Source organism: Actinoplanes sandaracinus, assembly GCF_030009775.1.
Classification (GTDB): Bacteria; Actinomycetota; Actinomycetes; order Mycobacteriales; family Micromonosporaceae; genus Actinoplanes; species Actinoplanes sandaracinus.
The window spans coordinates 15,351-35,653 of sequence record NZ_JASCTH010000022.1; the positions used below are offsets into that span (position 1 = coordinate 15,351).

At 69.3% G+C, this 20,303-nt stretch carries 25 protein-coding genes and 1 pseudogene; 7 read left to right on the forward strand and 19 right to left on the reverse strand.

Annotated elements, in window-relative coordinates; translation table 11 throughout:
- Window positions 1–391 precede the first annotated feature (391 nt).
- Window positions 392–1,408 carry a hypothetical protein gene (locus QLQ12_RS29815; protein WP_282763907.1) on the forward strand — a complete coding sequence of 339 codons (1,017 nt, stop codon included), beginning with the start codon at window positions 392–394 and terminating at the stop codon, window positions 1,406–1,408.
- Window positions 1,409–1,441: 33 nt separating this feature from the next.
- On the opposite strand, the pseudogene QLQ12_RS29820 reads toward QLQ12_RS29815, so the two are convergent.
- Both QLQ12_RS29820 and QLQ12_RS29825 read right to left on the reverse strand, forming a co-directional pair.
- Window positions 1,442–1,786, reverse strand: a pseudogene (locus QLQ12_RS29820) (NUDIX domain-containing protein); the annotation flags it as partial.
- Window positions 1,787–1,806: 20 nt separating this feature from the next.
- Entirely contained in the window at window positions 1,807–2,376 is a 570-nt protein-coding gene (locus QLQ12_RS29825) for a hypothetical protein (protein ID WP_282763908.1), read from the reverse strand.
- Window positions 2,377–2,461: 85 nt separating this feature from the next.
- Here QLQ12_RS29825 and QLQ12_RS29830 point away from each other — a divergent pair, with 85 nt between their 5' ends.
- Window positions 2,462–3,211, forward strand: a complete 750-nt coding sequence (locus QLQ12_RS29830; protein WP_282763909.1) for a hypothetical protein — start codon at window positions 2,462–2,464, stop codon at window positions 3,209–3,211.
- Between the two features lie 84 nt (window positions 3,212–3,295).
- Here QLQ12_RS29830 and QLQ12_RS29835 read toward each other — a convergent pair whose 3' ends face one another.
- From QLQ12_RS29835 to QLQ12_RS29845, 3 genes are all read right to left on the reverse strand, one after another.
- On the reverse strand, window positions 3,296–4,147 hold the full coding sequence (locus QLQ12_RS29835) for an NAD(P)H-binding protein (RefSeq protein ID WP_282763910.1): 852 nt from the start codon (window positions 4,145–4,147) through the stop codon (window positions 3,296–3,298).
- 213 nt (window positions 4,148–4,360) lie between these two features.
- The gene (locus QLQ12_RS29840; RefSeq protein WP_282763911.1) at window positions 4,361–5,398 is read right to left on the reverse strand and encodes a calcium-binding protein; all 1,038 of its coding nucleotides are present in this window, start codon (window positions 5,396–5,398) and stop codon (window positions 4,361–4,363) included.
- A gap of 150 nt (window positions 5,399–5,548) precedes the next feature.
- Entirely contained in the window at window positions 5,549–6,049 is a 501-nt protein-coding gene (locus tag QLQ12_RS29845) for a permease-like cell division protein FtsX (RefSeq protein ID WP_282763912.1), read from the reverse strand.
- A 130-nt stretch (window positions 6,050–6,179) separates the two neighbouring features.
- Between QLQ12_RS29845 and QLQ12_RS29850 the strand changes: the two genes are divergently transcribed.
- Window positions 6,180–6,488, forward strand: coding sequence for a hypothetical protein (locus tag QLQ12_RS29850; RefSeq protein WP_282763913.1), 309 nt, complete (start codon window positions 6,180–6,182; stop codon window positions 6,486–6,488).
- Window positions 6,489–6,500: 12 nt separating this feature from the next.
- Here QLQ12_RS29850 and QLQ12_RS29855 read toward each other — a convergent pair whose 3' ends face one another.
- Genes QLQ12_RS29855 through QLQ12_RS29865 form a run of 3 tightly spaced genes read right to left on the reverse strand, consistent with a single transcriptional unit; the run spans window position 6,501 to window position 8,018 of the window.
- Entirely contained in the window at window positions 6,501–7,190 is a 690-nt protein-coding gene (locus QLQ12_RS29855) for a DUF2786 domain-containing protein (protein WP_328518321.1), read from the reverse strand.
- A gap of 37 nt (window positions 7,191–7,227) precedes the next feature.
- The gene (locus QLQ12_RS29860; protein WP_282763914.1) at window positions 7,228–7,617 is read right to left on the reverse strand and encodes a hypothetical protein; all 390 of its coding nucleotides are present in this window, start codon (window positions 7,615–7,617) and stop codon (window positions 7,228–7,230) included.
- Between the two features lie 50 nt (window positions 7,618–7,667).
- Window positions 7,668–8,018, reverse strand: coding sequence for a hotdog fold thioesterase (locus tag QLQ12_RS29865; protein WP_328518322.1), 351 nt, complete (start codon window positions 8,016–8,018; stop codon window positions 7,668–7,670).
- Window positions 8,019–8,219: 201 nt separating this feature from the next.
- Between QLQ12_RS29865 and QLQ12_RS29870 the strand changes: the two genes are divergently transcribed.
- Window positions 8,220–8,474 carry a hypothetical protein gene (locus QLQ12_RS29870; RefSeq protein WP_282763978.1) on the forward strand — a complete coding sequence of 85 codons (255 nt, stop codon included), beginning with the start codon at window positions 8,220–8,222 and terminating at the stop codon, window positions 8,472–8,474.
- Between the two features lie 2 nt (window positions 8,475–8,476).
- Here QLQ12_RS29870 and QLQ12_RS29875 read toward each other — a convergent pair whose 3' ends face one another.
- From QLQ12_RS29875 to QLQ12_RS29890, 4 genes are all read right to left on the reverse strand, one after another.
- Complete coding sequence (locus QLQ12_RS29875) at window positions 8,477–9,751, reverse strand: PrsW family intramembrane metalloprotease (protein WP_282763916.1); 1,275 nt, start codon at window positions 9,749–9,751, stop codon at window positions 8,477–8,479.
- On the reverse strand, window positions 9,748–10,344 hold the full coding sequence (locus tag QLQ12_RS29880; RefSeq protein WP_282763917.1) for a hypothetical protein: 597 nt from the start codon (window positions 10,342–10,344) through the stop codon (window positions 9,748–9,750). The genes QLQ12_RS29875 and QLQ12_RS29880 overlap by 4 nt, the downstream gene beginning before the upstream one ends.
- Before the next feature lie 82 nt (window positions 10,345–10,426).
- Window positions 10,427–10,993: an RNA 2'-phosphotransferase gene (locus QLQ12_RS29885; RefSeq protein WP_282763918.1), complete on the reverse strand. Its 567-nt coding sequence runs from the start codon at window positions 10,991–10,993 to the stop codon at window positions 10,427–10,429.
- The gene (locus QLQ12_RS29890) at window positions 10,990–11,766 is read right to left on the reverse strand and encodes a class I SAM-dependent methyltransferase (RefSeq protein WP_282763919.1); all 777 of its coding nucleotides are present in this window, start codon (window positions 11,764–11,766) and stop codon (window positions 10,990–10,992) included. Before QLQ12_RS29890 ends, QLQ12_RS29885 begins: the two co-directional genes overlap by 4 nt.
- A gap of 18 nt (window positions 11,767–11,784) precedes the next feature.
- On the opposite strand from QLQ12_RS29890, the gene QLQ12_RS29895 reads away from it, so the two are divergent.
- Entirely contained in the window at window positions 11,785–12,156 is a 372-nt protein-coding gene (locus QLQ12_RS29895) for a PPOX class F420-dependent oxidoreductase (RefSeq protein ID WP_282763920.1), read from the forward strand.
- Window positions 12,157–12,275: 119 nt separating this feature from the next.
- On the opposite strand, the gene QLQ12_RS29900 is transcribed toward QLQ12_RS29895, so the two are convergent.
- Window positions 12,276–12,485 (reverse strand): BldC family transcriptional regulator, encoded by a 210-nt coding sequence (locus tag QLQ12_RS29900; RefSeq protein WP_014687221.1) that lies wholly within the window; start codon window positions 12,483–12,485, stop codon window positions 12,276–12,278.
- Window positions 12,486–12,768: 283 nt separating this feature from the next.
- Window positions 12,769–13,608, reverse strand: coding sequence for a hypothetical protein (locus QLQ12_RS29905; RefSeq protein WP_282763921.1), 840 nt, complete (start codon window positions 13,606–13,608; stop codon window positions 12,769–12,771).
- 207 nt (window positions 13,609–13,815) lie between these two features.
- Between QLQ12_RS29905 and QLQ12_RS29910 the strand changes: the two genes are divergently transcribed.
- Both QLQ12_RS29910 and QLQ12_RS29915 read left to right on the forward strand, forming a co-directional pair.
- Window positions 13,816–14,880, forward strand: a complete 1,065-nt coding sequence (locus QLQ12_RS29910; protein ID WP_282763922.1) for a Glu/Leu/Phe/Val family dehydrogenase — start codon at window positions 13,816–13,818, stop codon at window positions 14,878–14,880.
- A gap of 182 nt (window positions 14,881–15,062) precedes the next feature.
- The gene (locus QLQ12_RS29915) at window positions 15,063–15,302 is read left to right on the forward strand and encodes a DUF3073 domain-containing protein (RefSeq protein WP_282763923.1); all 240 of its coding nucleotides are present in this window, start codon (window positions 15,063–15,065) and stop codon (window positions 15,300–15,302) included.
- Window positions 15,303–15,444: 142 nt separating this feature from the next.
- On the opposite strand, the gene amcA is transcribed toward QLQ12_RS29915, so the two are convergent.
- From amcA to QLQ12_RS29940, 5 genes are all read right to left on the reverse strand, one after another.
- Complete coding sequence (gene amcA, locus QLQ12_RS29920; RefSeq protein ID WP_282763924.1) at window positions 15,445–15,672, reverse strand: multiple cyclophane-containing RiPP AmcA; 228 nt, start codon at window positions 15,670–15,672, stop codon at window positions 15,445–15,447.
- Entirely contained in the window at window positions 15,641–16,744 is a 1,104-nt protein-coding gene (gene amcB, locus QLQ12_RS29925) for a cyclophane-forming radical SAM peptide maturase AmcB (protein ID WP_282763979.1), read from the reverse strand. Before amcB ends, amcA begins: the two co-directional genes overlap by 32 nt.
- Window positions 16,745–16,931: 187 nt before the next feature.
- Window positions 16,932–18,083: a phosphoribosylformylglycinamidine cyclo-ligase gene (gene purM, locus QLQ12_RS29930; protein ID WP_282763925.1), complete on the reverse strand. Its 1,152-nt coding sequence runs from the start codon at window positions 18,081–18,083 to the stop codon at window positions 16,932–16,934.
- A gap of 34 nt (window positions 18,084–18,117) precedes the next feature.
- Entirely contained in the window at window positions 18,118–19,728 is a 1,611-nt protein-coding gene (gene purF / locus QLQ12_RS29935) for an amidophosphoribosyltransferase (RefSeq protein WP_282763926.1), read from the reverse strand.
- Window positions 19,729–19,870: 142 nt separating this feature from the next.
- Window positions 19,871–20,233, reverse strand: a complete 363-nt coding sequence (locus tag QLQ12_RS29940) for a sterol carrier family protein (RefSeq protein ID WP_282763927.1) — start codon at window positions 20,231–20,233, stop codon at window positions 19,871–19,873.
- Window positions 20,234–20,303: the final 70 nt, after the last annotated feature.

Below are 20,303 nucleotides of genomic sequence, written 5' to 3' on the forward strand. Positions count from 1 at the left end.
AACGCTGATCAACATCGATTCAGCAGATCGTGTTAGGAGTTCTAAGCCGACGAGGAAGCTCGCCCATACATGGGCGGCGCTCCTGACGACCCCCAGGGCGGTGGCATGTACTGGTTCGTCGAGTCGATCACGTCGTGCCAGTACCTTGAGAACGGCTGGCCGTAGGCCGTTGCCCATTGTCCACCAAGCTGAAGCTGGTCAGGCGGACTGACTAAGAACTTCAGGACCACGGCGAGTTGGTTGAGAGGAACGGCGACAGCTCCACGGACCATCGCCGGGCCCGGCCCAGCGGATTCTCCGGGCGCCGGGCCGTTCGGCCGCAATCGCATTGACACTGCGAGGGGCCGTCCGTACGTTTCGTTCGCTTGATCTTGCGATCCGGGGGACGCCGATGACCACCACGCCTACTTCCACAGCTCGCCCCACCCAGGCCTGGGAGATCCAGACCATCGTCCTGATGGCGGCTATCGGCGCGTCCGCGTTGCTGAGCATGGTCCTGCTGGTGAGCGATCTGGTGGTCCGGTCGTTCCTGCTGTCCGGCCCCGAGTCAGGCCTGTTGCCGCTGGTCGACGCTGTGGCCAGGCACGGTGTGTCGGTCGGCCGGCTCTTCCTGCTGGCGACCATAGCGGCCCTCGCCGGTTTCCTCTGGTGGCGTCGCGCGACCCGGAGCATGCTGAGCGAAGCCGGTGACCGGGCCGGCACGGCGACCTCGCACTGGACGATCCCCGCGTGGTACCTGTCCATCGGCGCCGCGCTGACGATCCGGTCGCAGAACAAGGCGCCCGACGATACTCGGGACGCGTTGGCGACCATGCTGACCTGGGATGCGGTGCAGACGGGCATACGGCTGGCCGGGCTCGCCCTGCTGCTGGTCGGTGTCTGGAAGATCCGGGCTCGGGTCCGAGGCGTGGTGGCCGAGACCGGCGTGGCGGCCCGCAGGCCGTCCGGCAAGGTCCGCCTACTACCCCCGCCGGACCGGCCGGTCGCGCCGGCACCGGCCGACCTAGGCCCGGCCGACGACGCGTTCTGGCAGCGGGTCGGCCAGTTGGCCGGCTCAGCCGGCGGCGACCTGGCCCTGTTGGAGACCACCGGCGCGGTGACGCGCCGCTGGGTACTGGTGCCGTCGACCGGGGAGCTGACCGCGGTTCGGGCCGCCCTGCCGCCCGGCGCGGTCGTCACCGCCTTCCCTGAGCCGCCGGCCGCCACCGACACGACCACTTTCGCCCCCGCTCCCGCCGACTTTTATCACGGTTTCCTCGAGGACGGCCAGAGCGGTGCCCTCCGGTACCAGGTCGTCTCCCCCGACCGGATGCCGGTGTTCCTTGACCGGGCCCGCCACGCTCGCCGCTGGGCGCTCTACCCGACCGACAGCCGAACGGCTCTCCACGCCGTGGTCGAACCCGCCTGAGAGGGCCCGCGGCCGACGCTCCGGCATGTAGTCGTCTAAGTCCTCGCCGGCTACAAAACGCCACTCGGTCAGTTCGCCGTCCCGGAAGTTGATCTTTGAGCGCGACTCATCGGCCAGAGTGCCGGCATCGAAGATGAAGAGCATCTTGTCGCCCTCGTTCTGAGCCGGTGCCCAGTCAACTACGAGGTGATTTCCGATGACGGTTGTCAGATCAAGCTCTTCGTGGATCTCACGAATGCACGCCGCCCGCGGCGACTCTCCGGGCTCGACGTACCCGCCAGGGATGTCCCATCCCTGCTTGTAGGCGGGCTTCACCAGAAGGACACGGCCCGCCTCGTCGAAGAAGAGGGCGCCGGCGGCGACGCGTGGGGCGGTCATCGGGGGTGTGCCGGATGTCGTCACACCGAAGCGCCTCGTCCTGACGGTTTCACGAGCTGTACGCCCGCGACGCGTGGCCCGAGTTCGATCGCCACTTGGATGTTCCCGAGTTCGCCGGCCGTGGCGACTCGGTGAATGGCGACGTTCCTCGGCCCGAAAGCGGTCCACAGGTGGTTGGCGTCCTTGCCGAGCCTGGTCGCTGCCTCGTCGGCGGCCGTGAGCAAGGTGCGGGCGGTGCTGGCATCGTTCGCCCTGGCGGCGGCAACCGAGCCGCCGAGCAGCAAAGTCCCGTAGACGGACAGCAGCTCCGGCCCGGCATCGGTGAGGTACTGATCCAAGAAGTCGGCAGCGTCCGTGGTCAACCGCACCGCCTCCTGGTAACGCCCGGTCGACAGGAGCGCATGGCTGACGGACCGGAACAGTGACCCCGTGATCGCTGGATCTCCAACGGGCCGCACGGCAGACAGCCCGCGGTCGGCCGCGATCCACGCGAGATCCGTCTCGCCGAGCTTGGTGAGCCGAGTGGCCGCCAACTGGTAGGTGAGGCCGAGCAGGCTCCGTGCGTCGTCCTGGTCCTGGCAGTCGAGCACGTCGGCGGCTGCGTCGCAGACTGCGGTAGCGGCCCCCTGCGCGGGACGGCTTGATCTTGGCGCTGCCCTTGTAAGTTCGACAGCCATGCGTAGGGACAAGTTCGATCGGCTCTTCGACCGCGGCCGCGATGCCGTGCTGTCCGGTCAGCACTACCGGGACACGCCTCCGGTAGACGGTGGCCGGTGGGGCATCTCGGTGATCTTTCGGCCCGGCGGGGAGCTGGCGGACAGACTGGACGCTCTGACCGCGGAGGCGCTGGACGTAGCGGGCGGTATTCATTGGCCGACCGGCGCGCGAACGACACTGCACATGACCGTGCGAGCCTTGGAGGCCCATCGCTTGGCGGTGCCAGACGAAGATGTGGCGGTCGGCCGCTACGGCGCCGCCCTGCGACGTGCGGCTGCGAGCGGGCGCAGCGTCCGACTCGGATTCGCCGGCCTGACGTTGACCCCTTCGGGCGTGATGGCCTGCGCATACCCCGCCGACGACGCCGCAGACAGCTTCGCTGCGGTGCTCGCCGATGAACTCGGACGCGATGGCGGGTTCGAGGCCGACTTCACCCGGGACATCTGGTACGCCACCCTCATCCACTTCACGGGTCCCCTGCCCGACCCCTCGGCACTCGTGGCTTGGGTCGCCGCCCGCCGTGACATCGACCTGGGCAGTACGCACGTCCAGGAAGTGGAGTTAGTGCGTTGGCAACACAGCGGATCGCAACCGATGCGTGTGCCGCTGTTGGCCGTACCTCTCGGCAAGGGTGGTGCCGCGGCAGCAGTCGACAGACCTGATTTCGCCTTGTCATCGCCGCGGGTGTCGCCCTCAGCCAACGGTTGACCGGAGAGGATGGGCCGTGGGGCCCGCAGCGGCCTTGCCATCGATTCGTCGGCGCCGTCGGCCCGCACCATCGTGGACGTCTGTTCAGCGGAAGTCTGCGGCGTGGTCCACCGCCCACTCCCGGAATGATCGGGCCGGGGTGCCCGTGATGCGCTCCACCTCGTCGTTGACCGGCTCCGGATTGCCCAGCATCGACGCCTGAGCCGGCAACACCGCCTCCACGAGCTCAGCCGGGTAACCCGCGACCTTCATCCGCTCGACGGCCTCGTCCAGGGCGATCTCCTCGAATCGCACCGGCCGCCCGATCGCCTCGCCGATCAGCGCCGCCTGCCGTTCCTGGGTGATCAGTTCGGGGCCGGTGATCAGGGGGCGGGCGCCGACCAGGACGTCGGTCGTCAGCGCCTGAACGGCGACCGCGGCCATGTCCGCCTCGTGGATCAGCGGGCGGGCCAGTCTCGCGAGCGGCGCCCGGACCACCCCGGTGGTGCGGACCTCCTCGGCCCAGCCCAGCGTGTTGCTCGCGAACCCGGTGGGCCGCACCGCCGTCCACTCCAGACCCGACGCCTCGATCAGCTGCTCCAGCTCCGTGTGGAACATGGTGATCGCCTCGCCCGGCTTCTCCTTCTCGTTCCCGACCCCGGCGGATGACAGGTAGACCACCCGCCGGGCACGCTTGCCGATCGCGTCGATCACGTCCGGCGCGCCGTCGGCGCTCAGGAACGGCCACACCAGGAAGACCGCGTCGACGCCCTCCAGAGCCGCGTCCAGCGACGCGGGATCACCGAGGTCGCCGCGCACCGCCTGGACACCGTCCGGGAATTCCGCATGCGTTCTCACCAGCGCCCGCACCGGCACGCCCGCGGCGTGCAGCCGGGTCACCACCGCGCCGCCGACGTTTCCGGTCGCGCCGGTCACCAGGATCTTGGGCTGTGTCATCGGAAGCTCCTCGTCGCCGTTCGATGACACGACTGTCGTACATCAACCGCGGTTCAGGTCAAGGAAAGCGGTGGCGGCTGCTGGGCGGGCCAGCCGCTTGGCATGGGTCCCCGTGATTCGCCTGGAGTGGGTCGAGGATCAGAAACGGGCAACGGCCCGGCTGTCCCGCACGAGGTGCCGGACTGCCGAGCCGTTGACGTGAAGCTGTGTGGATCAGCCCGCGCGACGGATGTTCTCCGGGCGAGCCGCCTTCTTAGCGGACTTGGAGAGCGACGACTGCTGCGGACCCTCGCACTCGGAGACCGAGGAAGAACCGGTCACCACGCACACGTCACCGAGGTGGCCGTTGGCGCCACCGTTGACCGCGTCGGTCGCCGAGTCGCCGCCGTACGGCAGGTAGTCGACCCCGTCGTAGATGTAGGAGTCACCGGCGAGAAGGTCGTCGCCGTCCTCGCCCCAGATCCGGTCGGCACCCGCGCCACCCTCGACGATGTCGGTGTCCGCCTCGCCGCGGATGGTGTCGTTGCCGTCCTCGCCGTAGATGGTGTCGCCGTAGATCAGCTCACCCTCGGTGTACTGACCGGCGCCGCCGTAGATCCAGTCGTTGCCGGAGCCGGCGCGAACCACGTCGACGTCGTTGCCGCCGTAGATGAGGTCGGCACCGCTGTCGCCGTAGAGCTTGTCCTGGCCGGCGTCGCCGTAGATCTTGTCGTTGCCGCTGTCGCCGAAGATCTTGTCATTGCCGGCGCCGCCGCGCAGCAGGTCGATGGCGCTGCCGCCGACGATCTCGTCGTTGCCGCCGTTGCCGTAGATCTTGTCCTTGCCGGTGCCGCCGTACAGGTACTCCCAGGCTCCGCCACCGGTGAGGGTGTCGTTGCCACTGCCGCCGTCGGCGACCATGTGGACGTTGGTCTTGTTGCGGACCCAGTCGTTCTTGTCACCCAGCGCGATCCGGAGCGTCTTGGTCTTCGCGGAGGTCTTGCAGCGGACCTTCTTCGCGGAGACCGACTTGCAGCCCTTGCCGGCCTTGATCGCCACCTTGTCGGTCAGCGTCACGGTCTTGCCGGAGATGGTGACGGTGACCCCGTTCGCCTTGCCCATCAGGGCCTGGAACGAGACGGTCTTGCTGCCGACGACCTTGGCCAGGCCGGCGCCGGCGGCCTGAGCCGGAGCGGCGAAGAAGGCGGTGGAGCCGATCGCCGCGGCGGTGGCGCCGATCAGAGCGAGAGTCTTGCGGTTGATCAAGAACATGAAGTTCCCCCGTGTAGAGCCAGGCACGAGACCGGCCAAATGAGAGCCAGGCGCGAGACCGGCCAAGTGAAGGACGTCATCATAGAACGCGACCGTTTCGACGATCCGCCCCCGTAACAGTGATCTGAGTCACTTTCACGTTTTGGCTGGTCAGCAGCCCCACTCCGCGCCCGGCCGTCCGGCCTCGGGTCGCATCACGACACGGACCCGGTCGACGCCGTCGAGCTTGCGGATCCCGGGAATGGGGGCGCAGTCGAAGTCACGGCCCACAGTGGTCAGGTGGAGCGACTCCGGCATCGACTCCGCGTCGACACCCTCCCACTGCACGGGGTCGGTCGAGCGAGCACGAAGCTTCTCGTACGCCTGCTGGCGGCTCTCCAGGCGCACCCCGTCCTCGGCCGGCAGCCGGCGCATCGCCGTCTCCACCGCCGCGCGTTGCCGCACATCGGCGTCCGGGTACAGGTGCACCGACACGCTGAACTCACGCTCCGGGGTGTACCGGTACCCGGCGAACAGCATCACCCCGGTGGACGCGACCGTGCCGAAGACGAGCGCGCCCGCGGCCGCCGCCAGCAGATGGAGCCAGCTCGGGCCGGAGGTCGGCCGCGACTCGGGTTCCAGCAGATCGTCGGTCGGTTGTGGATCGCTCATGATCCGCAAGCTATATCAGCGGACGGTGATGCCGTAGTCCACACCCGTCACTGAGGGCCTTGTAGACCGTCGCTCGGTGCTACAGAGTGTTGTCGGGATCGGTCAACCTCGGACGCAAGGAGGCGTCGCCGTGAACGGCTTCTCTAACGATGCGGAGCAGTCGGCCTACAACCTGGCCGAGGCGCTGAGCGAGAAGGCCCTCTCCTGCATGAAGTACGCGGAGGAGTCGGCCGAGGTGTTCCGCGCGGGACGGATCGCGATGCGCCGCCAGTTCCGCGCGCGCGGGCTGTCCGAAGCGGAGGCGGACATCAGATGGGCGGGCACGTCGCAGGCGACCCGGGCGATCTCGGAAAACAATTTCTTCATGTCGCAGGCGTCGATGTACAACAACGCGGCCGCCGCCCAGTACGCGAAGGCCCTCTATCTCAAGAACAAGTGAGCCGAGCCGGCCTCAGGACCGGGTGACCTCACCGCCGCCGAGGTGGGCGGTCTCGCCGGCCTGGTAACCGCGGACCATTCCACTGCCCTGCAGCCGCCGCGGCCGCATCCGGGCCAGCCGCGGGTAGGTCTGGTCGCGCCTGCGCTCCACCAGACCGGTCCGGTCGACGAGCACGAGTTCGGCCCCGGGCGTCTCCGCGGCCGCCGAGCGCTCCGCGGCCCAGAGCCGCACGCTGATCGCCTGCGTGTAACCGGCCATCCACGACCGGCGGTATGCGGCCACATGCTCACCCGGCGGCACCGGGCTCGCGGCGATCCCGTGTGCGGCCTGCACCAGCAGCGAGGTGAAGAGCAACTCGACCCGCTCCAGGTCGGCTCGGTGGCCGAACAGGTGGCTGCGGGTCTGGCCGCGGCGCTCCAGGAGGACGACGCGGCAGCGCATCGGCGCGGCCACGGCCGCGAGCAGCCCCGACTTGTCTCGCGCGTAGGGCGGCTCGACGGTCACGACCCGGTCGCCGACCGGGTCCGCCGCCGGGTCGGCGACGGCGAGCATCGCCTGGTCGACGCCGTACTTGGCGATCAGCTCGGCGGCCTTCGCGGTGAACGCCTCGGCTTCGCCGGGCGTGCAGGCCGGGTCCTCGGCCATCGCGAGCAGCTTGCGGACGCGGGCGAGCAGGGCATCAGACATCACGGCGTCGGACATCAGAGCATCAGACAACAGGTGTACGCGAAAAGCCCGCTCACGCCGCCCGGTGCCGCAGTGTCGCCACCGTGGACCCGGCGAGGGCGATCAGGCAGTCGGGTAGGGTCCCGTCGGCGATCGCCGCCCCGAAGAGCGCCTCACCGGTCGGGAAGTCGCCGTTGACGTAAGCGCTGACGAACCGGGCCACCCAGCGCTTGTCATATCTGGCCTCGTCGATCCCGGGGAATTCGAGGGTCCAAGCGCCACCCCCCGGCACCTGCCCGACCATGGTCGCCGCGAGGCACCAGGCGATGTCCCAGGCGCCGACGACACCCTCACGGTCGACGACCGCGTCGAAGGTGTCGGCCACAGCCGCGGTGTCGCCGCTGAGCGCACACTGCAGAACCTGCGCGGCGTCGTCGAATGCGTGCTGTGGTACGTCGGTCACGCAAGAAAAGGTACGTCGGGCGGTCAAGGAACGCATCCCGACGAGGGATTTCATGCACCCCGTAGGAGGCAGGTGATGCGTGCGGTGCACACCCGCTCGCCGGACTCGTCGGTGAGGACCACCTCGTAGGTCGCCACTGCCCGGCCGCGGTGCACGGGGGTGGCGACGCCGGTGACCAGACCGGACCGCGCCGCCCGGTGGTGGGTCGCATTGATGTCGACGCCGACCGCGAACGGGCGGTCCACGGTCTGCCCGTGCAGCACCGCACCGACCGAGCCGAGGGTCTCGGCGAGCACGCAGGAGGCGCCGCCGTGCAACAGGCCGTACGGCTGGGTGTTGCCCTCGACCGGCATGATTCCTACGACCCGTTCCGCGGTGGCCTCGGTGATCTCGATGCCCATGCGCTCGGCGAGCGCACCACCGCCGCCGCTGGTGAACAGGTGTTGTTTGCCGTCCTCCGCGATGTCCACGTCGGCGTACGTTACCCCTGTCGTGAGCCCGGACCAGCGACAACCATCACAGGATCGGGGACTGTTCGATTGAACCGCTGGGTACTGACCGGGCAGGACCGGCCGGACCCGTCGGCCGGCGAGAGGAGCACCATGACCGACCCGCAGGAGATCATCGAGACCCGCGGCGACGATCGAGTCGACCTGCTCACCAAGGACGCGAACGGCGACGGCAAGACCGACGTCTGGGTCTCGGACACCGACGGCGACGGCAAGCCCGACCTCTTCCAGTTCGACACCGACGGGGACGGCAAGGTCGACGTGACCATGGTCGATCTGGACGAGGACGGCACCCCGGACGTGATCGTCGACGGCGACGGCGGCCTTCCCCCCACCCCGCCAGCCTGAGCTCAGTCACCACCCAGGGCAGACAGCGCCACCCAGACGACCGCGACGGCGACAGCCGCGGTCCCCACGGTGGAGGCGGTGTGCCGCCAGGATCGCGTGCCCTCGACCGCCTCCGGATGCCCCAGGGCGGCGAGGGTGGCGCGATGCTCCCGTACCTCCGCCGCCCGTGCCTCGACCGAGTCGTCCGGGACGTCGGCGGAGGCACGGCTCAGCTCGACGGCCAGGCCGGCCTGGGCGCGCTGAAGTCGTCGTACCGCCGCCCGGGCCCGGCGACCGGCGTGCGCCGCGGCGTGCCGGCGGGCCGCGCCCCGCCGCGACCCCGAGCCGAGAATCCGCAACTCGTTCTCCGTGATCAGCCCGGGATCCCGCACCGTGGCCAGAACGCCCACGTAGTAGGCCGCCTCCCGGTCGTGTGCCCGGCGCACCAGATAGAGGACCAGCAGCAACGGCGGCAGACCCTTGAAGATCAGCACTGCCAGCAGGGCCATGGTCGCGTCGCCGAGGCTCTCCCGGAAGAGCGGTGAGTTCCACAGCGAGTGCGAGGCCCAGGCGGCGAGGACGGCGAGGACGGCCACCGCGATCCGGTGTGACCGGGTGCGATCCCGGTGGACCACCAGATAGCCGATGCCCGCCCCGGCCAGGGCGCCGAACAGGGTGTGGCTCCACACCCCGGCGAGGAAGCCGCGCACCAGGAACGTGGTGATCACCGGCCGTACCTGGTCGCCTTCCCCGGCGAGCTGCACCGCCCCGATCGCGAAGACCACGTCCTCGACGATCTGGAACCCCAGGCCCACCAGCGCGCCGTAGACGATGCCGTCGAGAACGCTGTTGACCTGGGCACGGGCGATCAGCACGATCGCGACCACGCCGAGGGTCTTGGCTATCTCCTCGACCGTGGGCCCGGCCAGGGCCGCGCCCCACTCGGCGGCCAGGTCGGGCGATCCGAGTTTGGCGATCAGGTTGTCCAGGGCCGCGCTGCCCGGGATGGACACGCTGGTCGCGACCAGGCCGCCCCAGGCGAAGGCGAGGATCCGCAGACTCGGCGGTTCCCGCTCCAGGAAGTCGAGCTCCGACAGAAAGAGCCAGAACGGCACGGCGAGCAGCCCGAACAGCAGGATCGCGGTGATCGTCGCGATCGGGTAGGTCTCCAGGAAGAGCGCGGTGATCTGCGAGATCCGCACGGCCCCGGCGGCCAGCAGAGTGATCACGATCCAGAACGCGGGCTGGCGGAGGAGCACGGCCGCCCTGGTCGCGCCGGGACGCACCGCCTCGCTCATCGGCGGCCTTCGGCGGGTCCGGTGTCGTACCGCAGCGTGCTGGTGCTGGCCTCGATGGCGGCCAGGGCCCGGCCGAGGTCGGCGTCGTCGCCGCTGACCATCACCTCGATGGTGAGCCCGTGGGCGACGAACACGGCATAGCGCCCGTCCCGGTCGCCGGCGGTGTATCCGCCCTGGACCCCGGCGAGCCCGCCGGCCGTGGAGACCGTGAGCTGGGTGCCGGTGACCTGGTGACCGGAGGTGCCGGTGATGCGCTGCCGGAGCCGGACAGCGGCCGCGGTCAGATCGCCGTCGAACGGTTCGACCTCGATCGCGTACCTGACCGCGCCGAGCCTGAACAGCGCGGTTCCGCGGTCGTCACCGGGACGGGTGCCGGTGACGTCGAGCGTGGCGCCGGCCGGCGGCACCACGGTGACCCCGGCGCCCACCCGGTACGGCCGGCCGGCCGCGACGGCGTGCTCGGCCGGGACGGCCCGGTCCAGTGCGGGCAGGCCGAGGGCCAGAAAGGCCAGAATCGACGCCACCGCGATCACGAGGGGCAGTCCGAGGGTGCCGGGAAGATCGGTCAGTTGACGCCGAGTGACCCTCCCCATCCGTCCAAGCTAACGGCGGTTACCCGCCGTTGTCCGGTGAACCGGTGACCGGCCAATGTGGATGGAGGATCAACCTGGCAGATTACGTATTTGTCCGTTTTTCCGAAAGATGCTGTGACGGCACGACCGCGGTGAGCCATACCCCGTTGTCACTGCGGTGGAAGACGTGTCCCTCGCCGGCCATCAACCCCGCCGCGACGCTGAACACCACCACGTCGGGCGAGCGCCGGCGACCGACGGCCACCGCCGTCGGCAGGTCAACCGAAAGGTGTACGTGGCGACGGCTCCGCGGGCGCAGCCCCTCCCGCAGGATCGCCTCCAGGTTGGCCCGGGGCGTGCCGTGGAAGAGCTCGGCGGGCGGGACCGCGGGCGGCAGATCGAGATCGACGGCGACCCGCCGGGAGTGACCATGGCCGGCCCTGACACGATCGACGCCGTCCGGTCCGGTCCGCACCGCGAACCGTGACTTGTCGTTGCGCTCGACCACGAGGTCGAACTCGGCGCGGGTCACGTCGAGCGCGGCCAGCAACTCGGCGACCGGCACCCAGCCGTTCGCGTCGAGGGTCAGGCCGGCCACCTCGGGCCGGTGCCGCAGGACCAGGGACAACCGCTTGCTGAGGCGGACCTGATCCCGGCTGAGAACTGTCATCCAGTGAACTCCATGACCGCAAGATAATAGGGGTGGTCGCGGTCGTCGATCGATTTCAGACGCCACGACGTCCCCGCGACCAGGGACTCCAGCTCCGCCACCGAACAGTTCAGGTAGTCGAACCAGTCACTGGCGATCTCCCGGTAGCGCAGCCGCAACCGCAACTGCCCGCCCAGCCGCCCGCGTGCCCGATTGCCCTCGTGATAGGCCACCTGCACCGGATCGGTGGTCCCGTACGGGTCGGTGCCCTGCGCCACGATCAGCGCCCCGGGATTGGCGAGCCGGGCCAGCGCGGCCAGGAACAGCGGCGCCCGCTCCGGACCCTCGATCAGCCCGAGATTGTTGCCGAGCAGCAGGAACGTGTCGTACCGGACGCTCGCCCGGGAGAATTCGTCGACCGTGTTCAGCACGGTGTCCCGCAGTCCGCGTTTGCGGGCCACCTCGATCGCGCCGGCGGAGGTGTCCAGGCCGGTCACCGCGACACCCCGACGCTGCAACTCGACCGCCGTCCGGCCGGCGCCCACGCCGATGTCGAGGGCCCGGCCCCGGCACAGGCTCATCGCCCGGTGGTCGAAGGGCCGCCAGTCGGCCGGCTCACTCAGGTAGTGACCGGCGAGAGCACCGTTGATCAGGCCGTCGTCCCGCTCGATCACCTCGATCACGGGACGCGGGTAACGCCCGCCGGCCAGAGGCCGCGGACCGACCCCGATGTGCACCGCGTACGCGTCGCGGATCATCTCGCCGAAGGCGTCACCGATCGCCGGTTGAGTCATGGTCAATACTCTTGGGGCATGACCGCACTGGAGCAACTCGGCTCGGAGAAATACGTCCTTCTCACCACATTCCGGCGGGACGGCCGGGCGGTTCCGACCCCGCTCTGGGTCGTTCCGGACGGCGCGGGCCTGGGCTTCTGGACAGTCGCGGGCAGCGGCAAGCTGAAGCGGATCCGCAACAGCGGCCGGGTCACGGTCGCCCCCTGCGACATGCGGGGCAACCCCACCGGCGCTGCGATCGAGGCGACCGCGCGGATCGGTGACCACGCCGACCGGCTTCGCGTCGGCGAGGGCATCAAGAAGAAGTACGGTGTGCTCGGCCGCCTGACCATGCTCGGCAGCCGGGTGCGCCGGGGTGTCGACGGAACGGTCGCCGTCCTGGTCGACTGACTCCCCCGTACCCCTTTGAAGGGTCTGGGAAGAGAAGAGGGCGCCGGCGCCCGGAAACGAAGAAGGGGCGATCGCCTTCCCCAGCGCTCGCCCCTTGCTACGTTCTGGTGTCGACTGGGTCAGTCGCCCTGTCGCTGCGTGGGGATCTGCCCCTGCAGCAGGGCGCGGACCTCCGACTCCCGGTAGCGACGGTGGCCGCCCAACGTGCGAATTGCGCTGAGCTTGCCCGCCTTGGCCCACCGGGTAACGGTCTTCGGGTCGACACGGAACATCGACGCCACCTCGGCCGGCGTTAGTAGCGGCTCAGGATCGTGCGTACGCGATGCCATCGGTCACTCCTCCACAGGTGCCTAAAAAACATCCGGCCGGGGTCCCGCCGGCCGGTGCGTCTCTCATGGTCCGGCTAGTCCCCGATGTCCGACATGGGCCGAACGGACGAACGTCCCCAGATAGACGGATGAAGCATGCCCGATTTTTGCGCGTTTTCTACGCCAGATAGTGTCTCGTTTAGTCCGATTATCACGCTTCGCCTGGCACCGATTACGAAGAGTACTCACTTCGGGAGCGCTTCCACCGGCCGGGAATCGTGCCTGTCTGTCCTATTTCCGCAGGTCAATTGCATCGCTCGAGAAGTTGGACGGCACGCCACCGCGCCACCAACTTCTCGTACGCTTCACTTGCTGACTCTGCGTCACCGCGAGAAAGGGCGGAAAGTCCGGCTGCCACCAGTCCGGGGGAATCGTCCTCCGCGAGGCTGTCCTCCGGCAGGAGGTTGACGAGACCGCCGTAATCGAGCTCGACCACCGACCGTGGGTGGAACTCCTCCAGCCACCGGGTGCCCTCCTCGACCGCCTCGGTGATCGGCGCGTCGCCCAGCGATTTCCGCAGCACGGACACCGCCCGGTGCGCCCGGCGGCGGGCCTTCGAGATCTCCGTGCGATACCGCAGCACCCGCCGGCGGCCGGAGAGCGAGATATCCCGCTCGTCCAGGTCCACGAACGCGAACCAGCGCAGCGGGACTCCCCACGTCGAGGTCTGCTCGTGCACCCGGGGCACGCCCTCCTCCAGCACGCGCGCGCCGCTGCGCCAGTCCTCCACGACGGCCTTCGCCTGGCCGGCCAGCACCGGGGGGACGAAGGCATCGGCGAGCACCGCGGGCACCCCGTCGCGGGCGCTCAGGGCGGCCTCGGCGACCCGCAGCCGCAGGTTCCAGGGGCAGACCAGCACCGCGTTGTCCCACTCCAGGACGTAGGCCTCGTCAGGCAGGTCAGGCAGGCGGGTCCAGCCGGCCCCGAGCGCCTCGAGCACGGCGGTGCGCTGCCGCGCGGGACCCTCGACCAGGCCCAGGTCCCGGCCCTCCCGCGCGTACTCACGCCAGAAGATCTGCCGCTCGCGGTCGAAGGCGGTCAGTGGCTCGTAAACCCGTAGGTACGACGCGAACAGTGACGGCACGGCGCGATCCTTTCACGAATCCGGCCGGGTGGAACTTCCCGCGCGGACGTAATCAACGCGCTATTCGCGCGACTACGCTCGCATGAGGCTCATTCGCGACCTGATCTCCACCAACTCTTCACCGTCGCGGAGGAGCCTCACCCCACCGGCTCACCCTGCCGGAATCATGGGCTTCACAAGAGCCCGCACGAGATCAGGAGAACAAACGTGGACGTGTTCGACACCGACGGGCACGAACAGGTCGTCTTCTGCCAGGACCGGGACACCGGCCTCAAGGCGATCATCGGCATCTACTCGACGGCCCTGGGTCCCGCGCTCGGCGGCACCCGGTTCTACCCGTACGAGAGCGAGGAGGCCGCCCTCGCCGACGTGCTGAAGCTGTCCCGCGGCATGGCCTACAAGAACGCGATGGCCGGCCTGGACCTGGGCGGCGGCAAGGCCGTCATCTGGGGCGACCCGGCCCAGCTCAAGAGCGAGGCCCTGCTCCGGGCGTACGGCCGGTTCGTCGAGTCGCTGCGCGGCCGCTACTACACCGCCTGTGATGTCGGCACCTACGTGCAGGACATGGACGTGGTCGCCCGCGAGACCCGGTACGCGACCGGCCGCAGCGTCGAACACGGCGGCGCCGGGGACTCCTCGGTGCTCACCGCCTGGGGCGTCTTCCAGGGCATGCGCGCCGCGGCCGAGCACACCTGGGGCACACCGTCGCTGAGCGGCCGCACCGTCGGTGTCGCCGGCCTCGGCAAGGTCGGCAAGTACCTGGCCGGGCATCTGATCGACGACGGCGCCGACGTGGTCGCCACCGACGTCAACGAGGGGGCGCTGGCCTGGGCCCGCACCACCCACCCACAGATCCGGCTGGTGGCCGACACCGACACCCTGATCACCTCCGACATCGACGTCTACGCGCCGTGCGCTCTCGGTGGCGCGCTGAACGACGACACGGTGCCGGTGCTGCGGGCGAAGGTGGTGGCCGGTGGCGCCAACAACCAGCTCGCGCACCCCGGCATCAGCAAGCTTCTGGAGGACCGCGGGATCCTCTACACCCCGGACTACGTGGTGAACGCCGGCGGTGTCATCCAGGTGGCGGACGAGATCCACGGCTTCAACTTCGACCGGGCCAAGCTGCGGGCCACCGGGATCTTCGAGACCACCCGCCGCATCCTCAAACTCGCCGGCGACGAGGGTGTGCCGCCCGCGATCGCGGCCGACCGGCTCGCCGAGCGGCGGATGGCCGAAGTCGGCCGGCTCCGCTCGATTCACCTCGGTTAAGGCGTTCGGAGAGCCTGCCGCGCGCCGCCGGAGAAGGTCAACCGCGACGCGCGGCAGTGTCACACGCAACCCGAGGTGCCGAACGAGCCATCGTCCATGTACCGTAAGACCCACGAGAGATGCCTGACGTCATCGGGGCCCGCCTTCGGGCTGCCCCGAATTCTGTGCGAGGGGGTCGAGCCATGGGGCGCGGCCGTGCTAAGGCCAAGCAGACGAAGGTGGCCCGGGAGCTGAAGTATCACTCCCCGAACACCGACCTCACCGCCTTGCAGCGCGAACTGGCGGGTGCCGGTAAGTCCGACCGTCACTTCGACGACGATAACGACGAGTTCGTCGACGATGACGAGGACGACGCTGATGATGATGATGACCAGGACACCTGGACCAACCAGGACACCTGGTCGCCTACAAGGCGGCACTGACCCGTTCTGCACAGAGCACGCGGCGTGACCGCGTGCTCGCGTGTGTCGCGCGGTCACGATTCCTACGGTTGACGAAGCCCACGCGGGTTCCTTCCGCGTGGGCTTCCCACCGAGTCGTTCCGGCCTGCGACCGCGTCGCGCTTCAGCGTGGACGGTTGTTCCAGTTGTAGAACGTGGGAATGTTCTCGAAGTGGTTCCAGGCGCACACCGCCGAGCCGCCATCCTTCGGTGACTCCTCGGCGCGCTGTTCCCTGGCGGCCTCCGCCTCCGCGATGAGCATGGCCAGCCCGGCTCGGGTGTCGTGCACCCGCGCCGTCACCGGATCCGTCTCCACGCCGTCAGACAGCCGTGGCTTCGTGATCTCGGGCATGATCCAGCACTCCTTCCAATAGGCGAATCTTGCTGTTCCGGCAGTGGTTCGTCTCGGTGCCGTCGAACCTGCCGTGTTCGAAGTACCGGTTGGCCGCATGCGCGCCACCGCAGAAGCCGAAGTAGGGGCAACTGGTGCGGCACGCCTCTATACCGCGCAGGAACTCGCCGATCCACGGCGTCTCGGCCGCGCGGGCGAGAATCTCGGGCAGCGGGGTGGTCAGCACGTTGCCGCTGCTGAAGTCGCCGTACCGTGGATCGTGGAAGCCGGCCAGCTCGGGTGAGAGCAGCACGACCGATCCGTCCTGAGCGATCGTCGGGATCGGGTCCAGCCGGCGCGGGAGAAGATCGTCGGCGTTGCCGTCGAGGACCGCCGCCGCGTACCGCAGCGACCACTCCACCTCGCGCAGGTGGATCCGCGGATCACGTCGCCAGGCGGTGACCAGCTCGGCCCAGAAGGCGCTCACCGCGGCCGGGTCGTGGCTGTTCAACCGGGTGTTGACGCCTTCCAGTTCCTCCACGTTGATGCCGAGCACCTCACAGCCGAGGCCGAGGAAGTACTCGTACAGCTCGGTGGCGACGCCGGGGCCCGGGTCGCCGACGACGCAGAGGGTGGAGAACGGGATGCCGCGCGCCCGGAGCCGCTCGATCCCCCGCGAGATCAGGTCGTAGGCGGGCTTGCCGGCCCGGTCCACCCGGTCGCCGTTGCGCTTCCGTGGGCCGTCCACGCTGACGCTAACCCGGACGTCGTGCTCGATGAAGAAGTCACACCACTCGTCGTCGATCAGCGTCGCGTTCGTCTGCACGTGGTGCTCGACGCCCGCGCCGAACGGCGCGAAGAGCGCGGCCAGGTGGGCGCGGCCCGCGGCGAGCGGCTCACCGCCGTGCCACACCACCGAGAACCTTCCGGTACGGGCGAAGTCCACCACCCCGGCAGCGACGGCCTCAGCGACCGCGACCGGCATCTTCCGGTTCTCCCGCCGGAACGGGAGATAGCAGTAGTCGCATGCCAGGTTGCAGAGGGTAGTGGGCTGCATGACGACGTATCCGGGCTCTGCCGAGATGCCCCGCATCCCGCTCCACGCAAACGTCATGTTTCCGCACACTCCTGTCCGGCACTCGTGACTCAGGTCAGGCTAGGCCTCGCAGTCCATTACTCATGCGAAAGATCCGCATGCGCCGGGCATCGACACACGCGGATCATTTCACGTCGGACTATTGCGAACCAGAATCCGATTGCCTACCAAAAGCACCGTCCGGTCAGCCGCGGGTGTAGGAGCCCATCATCTGCACCTCGCCGGTGCCCTCCAGGACCTCACCGACCTGCCACGCCTCGACGCCACGGCCGGTCAGGTAGGCCATCGCCCGGTCCGCGTCGTCGGCGGAGACGATCGCGAACATGCCGACACCCATGTTGAAGGTGGCCTCCATCTCCGAGTCCTCGATCCGGCCCTTGGCCTGGATCAGGTCGAAGATCGGCTGCGGGCGCCAGGTGGAGCGGTCCACCACGGCGTCCATGGTGCCCGGGAGGACGCGGTTCAGGTTGCCGGGGATGCCACCGCCGGTGACGTGCGAGAAGGCCCGCACCTCGGTCTCCTCGATCAGGCCCAGGCAGTCCTTGGCGTAGATCTTGGTGGGGGTGAGCAGCTCCTCACCCAGGGTGCGCTGGGTGCCGAAGTCGTCGACCACGGTGTCCAGCCGCATCCGGCCGGCGCCGAGCAGCACGTGCCGGACCAGCGAATAGCCGTTGGAGTGCAGGCCGGACGAGCGCATCGCGATGACCGCGTCACCCAGCTCGACCCGCTCCTTGCCGAGGATCTCGCTCTCCTCGACCACACCGACACCGGTGGCGGAGACGTCGTACTCGTCGGGACGCAGCACGCCCGGGTGTTCGGCCGTCTCGCCGCCCAGCAGGGCACAACCCGCATAGCGGCAACCGTCGGCGATACCGGCGCCGATCTCGGCCACCTTGTCCGGCACGACCTCGCCACAGGCGATGTAGTCGAGCAGGAACAGCGGCTCGGCGCCACAGGCGACCAGGTCGTCGACGACCATGGCGACCAGGTCGATGCCGATCGTGTCGTGGATGTCGAGCTGCTGGGCGATCACCAGCTTGGTGCCCACGCCGTCGGTGGAGGAGGCGAGGATCGGGCTCTTGTATTTCGCCGTGTTCAGCCGGAACAGGCCGGAGAAGCCGCCCAGGTCACCGATCACCTCGGGCCGGGAGGTCTTCTTCACCTTCGACTTGAGCAGCTCGACAGCCCGGTCACCGGCGTGGATCGAGACACCCGCGTCCGCGTACGTGGCCGAGCGCTTGCGCACTCCGCGGCCGGCGCCGGCGGTCCAAAGCTGACGGTCGCCTCCTTCGGCACCGTTGGATCCGGCACTGCTGCGCTCGGACACGTGCGTCACGGTTCTCCCCTTAGCGGTTCTGTGTAACTGAAGGTCACGGGTGGTGCAGCGCGGTCGCGCCGCCAGGGCTGGCGACCAGCGGCTCCGATGCCGGACGGTCGTCGCCCGCGAACTCGCGGGCCTCATAGTCGGACTCTAGGTCGGCGACGGCGGCCGAGGCCGCCGCGGGAGTGGCGCCCGGCATCGCGGCCCGGCGGCCGACACCCTCCAGAACGTGCTTGCCGATCAGGTCGCCGGCCGGCAGCTCGATGGGGTACTCCCCGTCGAAGCAGGCCATGCAGAGCCGGGATTTCGGCTGCTCGGTCGCCTGCACCAGGTTGTCGAGCGACACGTAGCCCAGGCTGTCGGCGCCGATCGAGCGGCGGATCCCGTCGAGCTCCAGGCCGTTGGCGATCAGCTCGGCCCGGGTCGCGAAGTCGATGCCGTAGAAACACGGCCACTTCACCGGCGGCGAGGAGATGCGGACGTGCACCTCGAGCGCGCCGGCCTCACGCAGCATCCGGATCTGAGCGCGCTGGGTGTTGCCGCGGACGATCGAGTCGTCGACCACGACGAGCCGCTTGCCGCGGACCACCTCGCGCAACGGGTTCAGTTTCAGCCGGATGCCGAGCTGCCGGATGGTCTGCGACGGCTGGATGAAGGTCCGGCCGACGTAGGCGTTCTTCATGAAACCGGCGCTGTAGGGGATGCCGGAGGCCTCGGCGTAACCGATCGCGGCCGGGATGCCGGACTCCGGCACACCGATCACCAGATCGGCTTCGACCGGGTGCTCCCTGGCCAGCTTGCGGCCCACCTCGACGCGCGCGGAGTAGATGTTCCGGCCGGCGATGGTGGTGTCCGGGCGGGCGAGGTACACGTACTCGAAGAGGCAGCCCTTGGGCTCCGGCGCGGCGAACCGGCTGGAGCGCAGGCCGTGCTCGTCGATCGCGATGATCTCGCCCGGCTCGACCTCGCGGACGAAGCTCGCGCCGGTGATGTCCAGGGCGGCGGTCTCGCTGGCGACCACCCAGCCCCGCTCCATCCGGCCCAGCACCAGTGGGCGGACGCCCTGCGGGTCACGGGCGGCGTAAAGGGTGTGCTCGTCCATGAAGACGAAGCTGAAGGCGCCGCGCAGGGTCGGCAGCAGCTCCATCGCGGCGGCCTCGACCGAGAGGTCGGGACGGCCGGCCAGCAGCGTGGTGACCAGGGCGGTGTCAGACGTGGAGTCGCCGACCTCGAGGCCGCGGTCGGCGACCTCCTTGGCCAGCTCGGCGGTGTTCACCAGGTTGCCGTTGTGGGCCAGCGCGATCGTCGTGCCGGCCGGGGTGGCCCGGATGGTGGGCTGGGCGTTTTCCCAGTTGGAGCCGCCGGTCGTGGAATAACGTGCGTGGCCGATCGCGAGATGGCCACGGAGGCTGGCCAGCGTCGGCTCGTCGAACACCTGCGAGACCAGGCCGATGTCCTTGTAGACCACCACGCCCGAGCCGTCGCTCACCGCGATGCCGGCGGCTTCCTGTCCTCGGTGCTGGAGTGCGTAGAGCCCGAAGTACGTGAGTTTGGCGACCTCTTCCTCGGGGGCCCAGACGCCGAAGACGCCGCAGGCATCCTGGGGGCCGCGCTCCTGGGGGTCGAGATCGTCGGTCAATCGGCCGTCGCCTCGGGGCACCTGCTCGCTCCCTCATGTCGGAACTGCACGGACCCTGGTCGTCATCGGCATCCGCTCGAATCTGGCCGAGTCCGATCTGCCCGAACTCGCTGGTCCGTCCGACCGCCCAGTGTACGCGAGCCCGAGGGAACGGCACCCGGGCTCATCGGCCGACGAGCGGCAGGTACTCGGACAGATCGGTACGGACACCGCTGGCACGGATCCGGCCGTCGTGAACGGCGTCGTTCCACTGCACCCGGCCGGTGGCCACGAGCAGCCAGGTCGCCGGATCCGTTTCGACCACATTGGGGGGTGTGCCGCGGGTGTGCCGCGGGCCGGCGACGCACTGAATCGCGCCGAAAGGCGGAATCCGCACCTCCACCGAACGGCCAGGCGCTTGCCGGGACAACTCGGTCAGCAGTGCTCGCACCGCGTCACGGAGCACCGTGCGGTCGGGTTCGACACCCCGGTCCAGCGCGTCCAACGCCGCGGCGACCGGTTGGGAATTATTGTGCGCAGGTGACATGTCGGGACGATACGACCCGAGCTGAGGAGAACGGCACACCGCCCTGGGTCGCGCGAGTGACGTATGACAA

What these genes read in the sequence shown, in the direction of transcription:
- QLQ12_RS29815 (WP_282763907.1), top strand. Translation starts at nt 392, where the DNA reads ATGACCACCACGCCTACTTCCACAGCTCGCCCCACCCAGGCCTGGGAG.
- QLQ12_RS29830 (WP_282763909.1), top strand. Translation starts at nt 2,462, where the DNA reads ATGCGTAGGGACAAGTTCGATCGGCTCTTCGACCGCGGCCGCGATGCC.
- QLQ12_RS29835 (WP_282763910.1), bottom strand. Translation starts at nt 4,147, where the DNA reads ATGACACAGCCCAAGATCCTGGTGACCGGCGCGACCGGAAACGTCGGC.
- QLQ12_RS29840 (WP_282763911.1), bottom strand. Translation starts at nt 5,398, where the DNA reads ATGTTCTTGATCAACCGCAAGACTCTCGCTCTGATCGGCGCCACCGCC.
- QLQ12_RS29845 (WP_282763912.1), bottom strand. Translation starts at nt 6,049, where the DNA reads ATGAGCGATCCACAACCGACCGACGATCTGCTGGAACCCGAGTCGCGG.
- QLQ12_RS29855 (WP_328518321.1), bottom strand. Translation starts at nt 7,190, where the DNA reads ATGTCCGACGCCGTGATGTCTGATGCCCTGCTCGCCCGCGTCCGCAAG.
- QLQ12_RS29865 (WP_328518322.1), bottom strand. Translation starts at nt 8,018, where the DNA reads ATGGGCATCGAGATCACCGAGGCCACCGCGGAACGGGTCGTAGGAATC.
- QLQ12_RS29870 (WP_282763978.1), top strand. Translation starts at nt 8,220, where the DNA reads ATGACCGACCCGCAGGAGATCATCGAGACCCGCGGCGACGATCGAGTC.
- QLQ12_RS29875 (WP_282763916.1), bottom strand. Translation starts at nt 9,751, where the DNA reads ATGAGCGAGGCGGTGCGTCCCGGCGCGACCAGGGCGGCCGTGCTCCTC.
- QLQ12_RS29880 (WP_282763917.1), bottom strand. Translation starts at nt 10,344, where the DNA reads ATGGGGAGGGTCACTCGGCGTCAACTGACCGATCTTCCCGGCACCCTC.
- QLQ12_RS29885 (WP_282763918.1), bottom strand. Translation starts at nt 10,993, where the DNA reads ATGACAGTTCTCAGCCGGGATCAGGTCCGCCTCAGCAAGCGGTTGTCC.
- QLQ12_RS29890 (WP_282763919.1), bottom strand. Translation starts at nt 11,766, where the DNA reads ATGACTCAACCGGCGATCGGTGACGCCTTCGGCGAGATGATCCGCGAC.
- QLQ12_RS29895 (WP_282763920.1), top strand. Translation starts at nt 11,785, where the DNA reads ATGACCGCACTGGAGCAACTCGGCTCGGAGAAATACGTCCTTCTCACC.
- QLQ12_RS29900 (WP_014687221.1), bottom strand. Translation starts at nt 12,485, where the DNA reads ATGGCATCGCGTACGCACGATCCTGAGCCGCTACTAACGCCGGCCGAG.
- QLQ12_RS29915 (WP_282763923.1), top strand. Translation starts at nt 15,063, where the DNA reads ATGGGGCGCGGCCGTGCTAAGGCCAAGCAGACGAAGGTGGCCCGGGAG.
- amcA (WP_282763924.1), bottom strand. Translation starts at nt 15,672, where the DNA reads ATGCCCGAGATCACGAAGCCACGGCTGTCTGACGGCGTGGAGACGGAT.
- amcB (WP_282763979.1), bottom strand. Translation starts at nt 16,744, where the DNA reads ATGCGGGGCATCTCGGCAGAGCCCGGATACGTCGTCATGCAGCCCACT.
- QLQ12_RS29940 (WP_282763927.1), bottom strand. Translation starts at nt 20,233, where the DNA reads ATGTCACCTGCGCACAATAATTCCCAACCGGTCGCCGCGGCGTTGGAC.